Source organism: Mesorhizobium sp. M7A.F.Ca.MR.362.00.0.0 (assembly GCF_004023175.1).
Taxonomy (GTDB): Bacteria; Pseudomonadota; Alphaproteobacteria; order Rhizobiales; family Rhizobiaceae; genus Mesorhizobium.
This window is the reverse complement of sequence record NZ_RZTF01000098.1, coordinates 7,968-9,385: the sequence shown is the minus strand read 5'-3', so window position 1 is coordinate 9,385 and position 1,418 is coordinate 7,968. Positions and strand designations below refer to the sequence as shown.

Annotated in this window: 2 protein-coding genes; one reads left to right on the top strand and one right to left on the bottom strand. The window is 64.8% G+C overall.

The genetic code is table 11. From position 1 onward, the window contains the following. The coding region (locus EOC06_RS14820) for a LysR family transcriptional regulator (protein WP_245469610.1) at positions 1–818 on the bottom strand (818 nt) is incomplete at its 3' end. A gap of 131 nt (positions 819–949) precedes the next feature. Between EOC06_RS14820 and EOC06_RS14815 the strand changes: the two genes are divergently transcribed. Next, on the top strand, positions 950–1,418 hold a 469-nt coding region (locus EOC06_RS14815; RefSeq protein WP_245469609.1), incomplete at its 3' end, for a DsbA family protein.

The window sequence follows — 1,418 nt, the reverse complement described above, 5'->3', positions numbered from 1 at the left end:
ACCGCGTGGATGCCGCCTGACGGCAGGCTCCAGTCGGCAAATACCGGCACCAGCCGCCCCTCGGCGATATCGTCGCTGACGCTATAATCCGGAAAGACGCCGAGCCCGATGCCGGCGAGCACGCAAGCCAGGGCGGCGGGGCTCTTGTCGCACATGATGACCGGATTGAGTTCGGTCAGCACCGTCTCAGTGTCCCTGGAAAACAGCCATTGGCCGATGCCGCGCAACTGGGTGTTGCCGACCCAGGCCAGCGATCTTGCCTGGCGCGGCGTCACGTCGGGCGGCAGGCTCGCCGCGAAGCCAGGGCTCGCCACCACGATCTGCCGGATCGTCCCCAGGCGCCGCGCCTGGTTCGAGGAATCGGTGAGCCAGCCGACGCGGATGCCGAGATCGATCTGCTCGTCCACCAGATTGCTGACGGCGTCGTCGAAGATCGCCTCGACGCGCATATGCGGGTAGGTTCTGAGATAGGCGGCCATGACCGGAGCCACGATCTTGGTGCCGTAGTCGAGTGGCGCCGTCAGTCTCAGCGTTCCGCTCGGTTCGACGGCTCCGCGCGAGATTTCGCCATAGGCCGCCTCCGCTTCGCGCAGGATGATCATCGCGCGGTCATAGAAGAGGCGACCCTCTTCGGTCGGCGTGACACGCCGGGTCGTGCGCTGCAGCAGCGTTGCGCCCAGCTCCTCTTCGAGCTTGCCGATCTGATGGCTGACCACGGCCTTGGCGACGCCAAGCCGGTCGGCCGCGGCGGTGAATGAGCCGGTTTCCATCACCGTGGTGAAGTAGGCGAGCCGATTGAGGTTCAGAAGTTCGGCCAAGCTGGCTGCCCTTTGTATGATCAGATCAGACAGTTTGTATAATTGGGCGCCATTTATCGCAAGGCCGCCGTCTGCCACATATGAGCGACGGCCTCGACGAGTCCGGTGGCCGGGCAGGAATGGCAGCGACTATGAGCAATTCAGAAGTGACCTATCTTTTCGATCCGCTCTGCGGCTGGTGCTATGGCGCCACTCCGATGCTCGACCGGTTGTCGGCCGCCGGCCTGAACGTCGAACTGCTGCCGACCGGCCTGTTTTCCGGCGCCGGCGCGCGTCCGATGGATGAAGGCTTTGCGGCGCATGCCTGGGCGAACGACCAGCGCATCGAGCGCCTGACCGGACAATCCTTCACGCCGGCCTACCGGCACAATGTCCTCAATGTCCGTGGGACCCTGCTCGATTCCCATGCCGCCACACTCGGCATCAGTGCCGCTGGCCTGGAAGATCCCAGTCGCCGGCTTGCGGCGCTGAAGACGATCCAGCATGCGCGCTATGTAGAAGGACGCGATGTCGTGACGATCGGCGGTGTGGCCGAGGTGCTCGCCGCCGCCGGCATGGCGGACGCCGCCGAAATGCTCAAGGCGCCGACTGAAACATTGC